The organism is Photobacterium aphoticum (assembly GCF_001029435.1).
Taxonomy (GTDB): Bacteria; Pseudomonadota; Gammaproteobacteria; order Enterobacterales; family Vibrionaceae; genus Photobacterium; species Photobacterium aphoticum.
In genome coordinates this window covers 62,223-69,299 of the sequence record NZ_LDOV01000007.1, presented here as the reverse complement: position 1 = coordinate 69,299, position 7,077 = coordinate 62,223, and the positions used below count along the sequence as shown (strand labels likewise).

The following is a 7,077-nucleotide window of genomic DNA, read 5'->3' as shown; positions in this document are numbered from 1 at the left end:
TTTGTTGTGGTGTGGTTCTTTGGTGGTGTGGTTCTGTGGTTCTGTGGTTCTGTGGTTCTGTGGTTCTGTGGTTCTGTGGTTCTGTGGTTCTGTGGTTCTGTGGGCAGAATTCAAAATTCCATCATAAGTGCAAGCTCTTTTCCATAGGATCACAGGTCAGCTTTAAATCCGCTTTTGCTTTTCCGCTCTTACTCGTCCCTCGGCGCGAAGCATAACTCGCCCCTGATGCTCACAAAAAAACGAGCGCCGAAGCGCTCGTTTTTTATCACAACTAAAGAGTTAACACCCCATTATGGGCGGTACACTTTCACGTTGTTGAAACCATTTTCTTTCAGGTATAGCGCCTGAAGACGGCTCATTACGCCACGGTCACAGTAAAGCAGGTACGTCTTGTCCTGAGGCAGATCACCAAACTGGGTCGCTAGTTTGTAGAACGGCAGGTGTTTCACTTCCACGTTCTCTAGCTCCAATGGGTTCTCGTCTTCTTCGTCTGGGCTACGGATATCAAGCACGATAGCACCGGCATCGATCTGATCAACCAGTTCGATTTCAGGGGCTTTCTCTTGGCTCTCTTTCTCGATATCACGGATGTCCATAATACGGGCCTCAGCAACCACACGCTCAAGGATGGTGAAGTCGAACTTGGCTTCTTCTGCTTCCAGTTTCGCTTTCACGGCTTTCACGGTTGGACTCTTAGAAATCACACCACAGAATTCAGGCATGGTTTTCGCGAAGTCTTCTGTACCGATCTCACGAGCAACATTGATAATGTCTTCTTTATCCCAGTTGATCAGTGGACGCAGGATCAGCGAATCAGTCACACCGTCAATGTGGCGCAAGTTAGTCAGAGTCTGGCTAGATACCTGACCCAGTGCTTCACCCGTTACCAGTGCCTGAATACCGAAACGCTCTGCCACCATGCCCGCAGCACGCATGAACATACGCTTCAGAACCACGCCCATCTGGCCGTCATCAATGTTTTCAAGGATCTGACCCACAACCGGATCGAAATCAATCGCGATAAATCTTACTTTGGCAGAAGAACCGTATTTCTTCCACAAGTAGTGTGCCACTTGCTTCACGCCAATCTCGTGCGCAGGACCGCCCAAGTTGAAGAAACAGTAGTGCACTTTACTGCCGCGTTTGATGTGCAGGTAGCTGGAAACACCCGAGTCAAAACCACCCGAGATCAGGCTCAGTACGTCTTCCTGTGTGCCCAGCGGGAAACCGCCCAGACCTTTATGACGTGCCAATACATGATTCAGCTCATCGTGTGAGACTTCCACACGTACAGTGATATCTGGGTTCTTCAGCTTCACAGACGCCGATTCAACCGCTTGGTTCAAACCGCCGCCCACGTAACGCTCAAGCTCGATAGAGGTAAAGTCATGCTTACCCACACGCTTAGCACGCACACAGAAGGTTTTGCCTTCCAGATCATCACGTACACGCGCCAACGTCTGCTCGTAAATATCGTGCAGATCGGTAAACAGGGTTTGCTCCACTTCCAATACATGGTGGATACCCGGCGTTTGCGTCAGCACTTCAAGTACCTGCTCACGCTGGCTGTCATCACTGGCGACCACTTCAATGTAGGTACGACGGTTATGAACCGCTACTGACTCAGACAAACGCTGCAGGATAATGCGAATGTTGGAATCCAAAATTTTGATAAAACGCTTCTTCACCGATTCGCTTTTTACAAAAATTTCAGGATGGGGTTTAACGATAAATTTCATAACACGCTTCGCTTTACTGGGCCAAACACTACAGATATGGGATCACAGGGACCACATGGGATCAAAGGCGCGAATTATACAGCAAGCCGACCTTGGCTGAAACAAGGATATCGACCCAAGTGTCAGCAAAGCCGTGAACAGCGACGATTACCTATAGTGTAGGCACTATTTTTCTTCCGCCACAAAAAAGCCCGCCGAGGATCCCTCGGCGGGCTGTTAGATTTGATTGTTCACGTTTACGGGGTCGTCGTACTGCCGTCTGCGCTACTGATCGGTGGTGAGTAATGCGGCTCTCCCTGCATGATGGAAATTTCCACCCGACGGTTCGCCCGACGCCCTGCTGCCGTTCGGTTATCTCCGATAGGCTGGGTATCCGCCAGGCCGACCACACGCAAGCGATAGTGATCAAACCCTTTGACCTTTTCCATCTCCTGCGCCACAGACACCGCACGCTGGGCCGAGAGATCCCAGTTGGAGCGATACAATTCCGAGTCCAGTTTCTGGTTATCCGTGTGACCACTCACCCGTACCGTACCCGGTACATCTTTCACCAAATGGGCAATTTGCTGTACCAACGGACGGAACTTGGGTTGCAAGAACGCAGAGCCAGCGGGAAACGCACCCTGCTCTTTAATGCGGATCACCAACTGCTGACCCAAATCTTCCAACTCCACCGCCCCTTCGGTGATCTCCTGCTCCAGGGCTTTCTGGATGGTTTCCATCAACTCTTGCTGCGCCTGCTGCCGGTCAGATTCATTGTTCTGATTCTGCTCTGTGGCAATTTCTGCACTCTGGCCACCGGTCAGGTTGCCCGCATCACGGCGTGTGCCGCCTGCGCGATCCGATTCCCCTTCGTGAAAATCGAGCGTCCGTTGCGTCATGTCGATGGTCTGCTGCATGATCACTTCAATCGGCGTCGGCTCCGGTCGACCGGGGCGAAACTCTTGCGCGATCACACTGGTCCCTTTCGGAATGTCTTTCACTTCCAGCATGTTCTGCACACCGAAGGCGTATTTCATCGAGCCGGCGATTTGCTTGAATTTCAGCACATCCATCTCAGAAAACGACAGCAAGAGTACGAAAAAGCACATCAACAGCGTCATCAGATCGGAAAACGTCGCCATCCAGGCCGGCAATCCCGGCGGTGGACACTTATGTTCTTGATCCATTACGTACCTTATTCGTCAACGTTGACGATCCGTTTCTTTTCTTGGAGGTAGTTTTTCAGGTAACCGTCAATCACACGCGGGTTTTGCCCGTCTTGGATCGCCAGCACACCGTCCAGAATTAAACGGCGATTCAATTTCTCTTCGTCTTTACGCAGACCCAACTTGGCTGCAATCGGCAACAACAGCATGTTCGCCATCACCGCACCGTACAGCGTGGTCAACAGGGCGACCGCCATCGCCGGACCGATGGATTTTGGGTCATCCATGTTAGACAGCATGGCCACCAAACCGACCAGGGTCCCGATCATACCCATCGCTGGCGCCACTTCCGCCAACGCTTTAAAAATACTGATCCCTTGCTCGTGACGCTCATTGGTCAGACCGATGTCTTTTTCCAGCGTGGCACGCACCACCGAGGCATCGTGACCGTCCACCAGCAAATCCACACCTTTGCGCAGGAAGGAGTTATCCACTTCCATTTCTTCCAACGCCAGAAAACCGCCTTTACGTGCCGCATCAGCCATTTCGACAATTTTCGCGATCAAATCTTCAGGATTATCAATCTTGAAAATAAATGCTTTTGCTGCAATTTTTGCCGCCCCTAAAAACTGGCCGATGTTGTATTGCATCAACGCAACAAACATCGAACCACAACACACGATCAGGATCGACTGAGTATCGACAAACATGCTCAGGCTGCCGCCGAGCACCATCGCCATGATGACAAAGGCAAACGATCCAATTAATCCTATAAGGGTCGCCAAATCCACTTGATAGTCTCCGGTCTGTTACATTTATTTGCGAGTGAGTTTACAGTTGCGCATTGTATCTGGGTGTTGCGCCCTTTCATAGCGACGTCATTCACCACAAGACATTGATTCACCGTTCTCGCCATCATCCAGAGGATTTCCCTCTGTTTTTTCATGCCTTTTACCGGTTCACCCCGCGCGTCAATAGGATATCTATCGGCACCATCCCTGTTTGATTTAGCTTTCTGGGGGTGAAAAGATGAAAATTACTGTCTGTCACACAGATTCCTGTGAGATAATTTGACCCTGATTCCGCTCTACGCTATTTTTTCGAGCAAAATAAAAGAAGCGACACCACTATGGCAGCCAAAAAACCTGAAAATATGGCTTTTGAAGCCGCACTTGATGAACTAGACAACATCGTGCACGAGCTTGAATCCGGTGATATCCCTCTGGAAGAGGCGCTGAAGAAATTTGAGCGCGGGATTGCCCTGGCTAGAAATAGCCAACTCAAGCTAACCCAAGCTGAACAACGCGTTGAGATCCTGCTTCAGGCGGATGACAACGCTCCTCTGACAGAGTTTGACAGCAGCAATGAATAACATGCCCTCTCTGTCACAGTCCCTGCTGGACTACCAAAACCGCAATAATGCTCACCTCGGTCAGTGGCTTGACACTCAACCGTTTGCCGACCTTGCTCTGATCCAAGCGATGAAACACGGCACACTTCTGGGTGGCAAACGCGCACGTCCTTTTCTGACCTATGTGACCGGCGAAATGCTGGGCGCAGAGCGCGATGCACTGGACACCCCAGCCGCTGCGGTGGAATGCATTCATGCCTATTCCCTGATCCACGATGATTTGCCGGCGATGGACGATGATGATCTGCGTCGCGGTCAGCCAACCTGCCATGTCGCGTTTGATGAAGCGACTGCTATCCTTGCAGGGGACTCCCTACAAACACTGGCGTTTGAAATTATGGCCAGTGGTCTTCTCAGTCAGGACGGTGAACGCCAACGTGTCGCCATGATCAAAGAGCTGGCAACAGCCTCTGGCGCGCGCGGCATGTGCATGGGACAAGCGTTAGATTTGGATGCCGAAGGCAAACAGGTCGATCTCGCCCAATTGGAAACCATCCATCGCCACAAAACCGGTGCGCTGATCCGCTGTGCGGTACGCCTCGGTGCACTGGCCGCCGGCGAAAAAGGCGTGGCGGTATTGCCACAGCTGGATGACTACGCCGACGCAATTGGATTGGCCTTTCAAGTCCAAGACGATATTCTTGACGTAATAAGTGATACACAGACCTTAGGGAAACCTCAGGGGTCGGATATCGAGCTGGAAAAAAGTACCTATCCTGCTCTTCTCGGGTTGGATGGCGCTCAGGCAAAAGCGCAACAACTGTATCAGCAAGCGCTGCGCGCACTCGAAGCGATACCGTACAATACAGAACAATTAGCAGTTTTTGCCCGATACGTCATCGAGCGCAATAACTAATAACAGTAAAGCGCCGTGAATGTTATGACATTGGATATATCAAAATACCCTCATCTGGCTCTGGCTAACACGCCGGATGAACTGCGTCTGCTGCCGGTAGAAAGCCTGCCTGCAGTATGTGAAGAATTACGCACCTATTTACTTAAGTCAGTCAGCCAAAGCAGTGGGCACTTTGCCTCTGGCCTCGGCGCGGTCGAGCTGACAGTGGCTTTGCATTATGTGTACAACACCCCGTTTGATCACCTGATCTGGGATGTGGGCCATCAAGCATACCCGCACAAAATTCTAACTGGCCGCCGTGAGAAAATGGGCACCATCCGTCAAAAAGGCGGTGTGCATCCGTTCCCGTGGCGCGAAGAAAGCGAATACGACGTGTTGTCGGTGGGTCACTCATCGACCTCAATCAGTGCCGGTTTGGGCATGGCGATTGCCGCCGAGAAAGAAGGCGAAGGCCGCAAGGTGGTCAGCGTGATCGGCGATGGCGCGATCACCGCAGGCATGGCGTTTGAAGCCATGAACCACGCCGGTGACATTCACCCGGACATGCTGGTGATCCTGAACGACAACGAAATGTCGATTTCAGAAAACGTCGGCGCGCTGAATAATCATTTGGCACGTCTGCTTTCTGGCAACCTGTACACCACGATCCGCGAAGGTGGAAAGAAAGTGCTGTCGGGCGCGCCACCGATCAAAGAATTGGTCAAACGTGCAGAAGAGCACCTGAAAGGCATGGTGGTTCCTGGCACCATGTTTGAAGAGCTGGGCTTTAACTACATCGGTCCGGTTGACGGTCACGATGTGGTGGAACTGGTCAAAACCATCAAGAACATGCGCAACATGAAAGGTCCGCAGTTCTTGCACATTATGACTAAAAAAGGCAAAGGCTACGCTCCTGCTGAAGCAGATCCAATCAACTACCACGCGGTACCGAAATTCGATCTGACCCAGAACCCTATTCCAAAAGCCAAGAGCCAACCAACGTTCTCTAACATTTTTGGTGACTGGCTGTGTGACATGGCCGCGCAAGACGACAAGCTGATGGCAATCACACCAGCCATGCGTGAAGGATCTGGCATGGTCGCTTTCTCGAAAGCGTATCCGGATCAGTACTTCGATGTCGCCATTGCCGAGCAGCACGCAGTCACGCTGGCAACCGGTATGGCCATTGGCGGTTACCACCCGGTGGTGGCGATTTACTCGACCTTCCTGCAGCGTGGTTACGATCAGTTGATCCACGATGTGGCGATCATGGATCTGCCGGTGATGTTTGCCATTGACCGTGGCGGCTTGGTAGGCGCAGACGGTCAAACGCACCAAGGCTCGTTTGATTTGAGCTTTATGCGTTGTATCCCGAACATGGTGATCATGACGCCAAGCGATGAAAACGAATGTCGCCAGATGCTGTACACCGGCCACATGCACCAAGGACCGAGTGCCGTACGCTACCCACGCGGCAGCGGCACAGGCGTAACACCAACCACCGAGATGGCGGCTCTGCCAATCGGTAAAGGTGTGGTACGCCGTGAAAGCCAGCAAGCGGCTGAAGCGAAAGCCCCTCGCGTGGCGATCTTAAGCTTTGGTACGTTGCTCAGCTATGCGCTGGACGCAGCAGAGTCGCTCGATGCAACCGTAACTGACATGCGCTTTGTGAAACCACTGGATGAAAGTTTGATTCTGGAATTGGCCGCTACGCACGATGTGCTGGTGACGCTGGAAGAAAACGCCATTGCCGGCGGTGCGGGGAGCGGTGTGAATGAGTTCCTGATGAAACAGAAAATCCTCAAGCCGGTGTTAAATCTTGGCTTGCCGGATCGCTTCATTGAGCAAGGCACACAAGCTGAACTGCATGCGATGCTGGAGATTGATGCGGCGGGTATCGAGAAACAGATCCGCGCTTACATCGAAAGCTAACGCTAAAAAGCT

The 7,077-nt window shown here is 51.9% G+C and carries 6 protein-coding genes; 3 read left to right on the top strand and 3 right to left on the bottom strand.

The window, feature by feature from the left end; translation table 11 throughout:
• Positions 1–290 precede the first annotated feature (290 nt).
• The 3 genes from thiI to pomA form a co-directional block, all read right to left on the bottom strand.
• On the bottom strand, positions 291–1,739 hold the full coding sequence (gene thiI / locus ABT58_RS03410) for a tRNA uracil 4-sulfurtransferase ThiI (protein ID WP_047872971.1): 1,449 nt from the start codon (positions 1,737–1,739) through the stop codon (positions 291–293).
• A 236-nt stretch (positions 1,740–1,975) separates the two neighbouring features.
• Positions 1,976–2,908, bottom strand: a complete 933-nt coding sequence (locus tag ABT58_RS03405) for a flagellar motor protein MotB (protein ID WP_047872970.1) — start codon at positions 2,906–2,908, stop codon at positions 1,976–1,978.
• An 8-nt stretch (positions 2,909–2,916) separates the two neighbouring features.
• Positions 2,917–3,678: a flagellar motor protein PomA gene (pomA, locus tag ABT58_RS03400; RefSeq protein WP_047872969.1), complete on the bottom strand. Its 762-nt coding sequence runs from the start codon at positions 3,676–3,678 to the stop codon at positions 2,917–2,919.
• Positions 3,679–4,016: 338 nt separating this feature from the next.
• Between pomA and xseB the strand changes: the two genes are divergently transcribed.
• From xseB to dxs, 3 genes are read left to right on the top strand one after another with little or no spacing between them, the layout of a single operon-like run.
• Positions 4,017–4,259 (top strand): exodeoxyribonuclease VII small subunit, encoded by a 243-nt coding sequence (xseB, locus tag ABT58_RS03395; protein ID WP_047872968.1) that lies wholly within the window; start codon positions 4,017–4,019, stop codon positions 4,257–4,259.
• On the top strand, positions 4,252–5,154 hold the full coding sequence (gene ispA, locus ABT58_RS03390) for a (2E,6E)-farnesyl diphosphate synthase (protein ID WP_047872967.1): 903 nt from the start codon (positions 4,252–4,254) through the stop codon (positions 5,152–5,154). The genes xseB and ispA overlap by 8 nt, the downstream gene beginning before the upstream one ends.
• A gap of 24 nt (positions 5,155–5,178) precedes the next feature.
• The gene (dxs, locus tag ABT58_RS03385) at positions 5,179–7,065 is read left to right on the top strand and encodes a 1-deoxy-D-xylulose-5-phosphate synthase (protein WP_047872966.1); all 1,887 of its coding nucleotides are present in this window, start codon (positions 5,179–5,181) and stop codon (positions 7,063–7,065) included.
• Positions 7,066–7,077: the final 12 nt, after the last annotated feature.

Bases quoted from the DNA above. Each gene is read 5' to 3' on its own strand.
- ispA (WP_047872967.1), top strand. From the start codon at position 4,252: ATGAATAACATGCCCTCTCTGTCACAGTCCCTGCTGGACTACCAAAAC.
- dxs (WP_047872966.1), top strand. From the start codon at position 5,179: ATGACATTGGATATATCAAAATACCCTCATCTGGCTCTGGCTAACACG.
- ABT58_RS03405 (WP_047872970.1), bottom strand. From the start codon at position 2,908: ATGGATCAAGAACATAAGTGTCCACCGCCGGGATTGCCGGCCTGGATG.
- xseB (WP_047872968.1), top strand. From the start codon at position 4,017: ATGGCAGCCAAAAAACCTGAAAATATGGCTTTTGAAGCCGCACTTGAT.
- thiI (WP_047872971.1), bottom strand. From the start codon at position 1,739: ATGAAATTTATCGTTAAACCCCATCCTGAAATTTTTGTAAAAAGCGAA.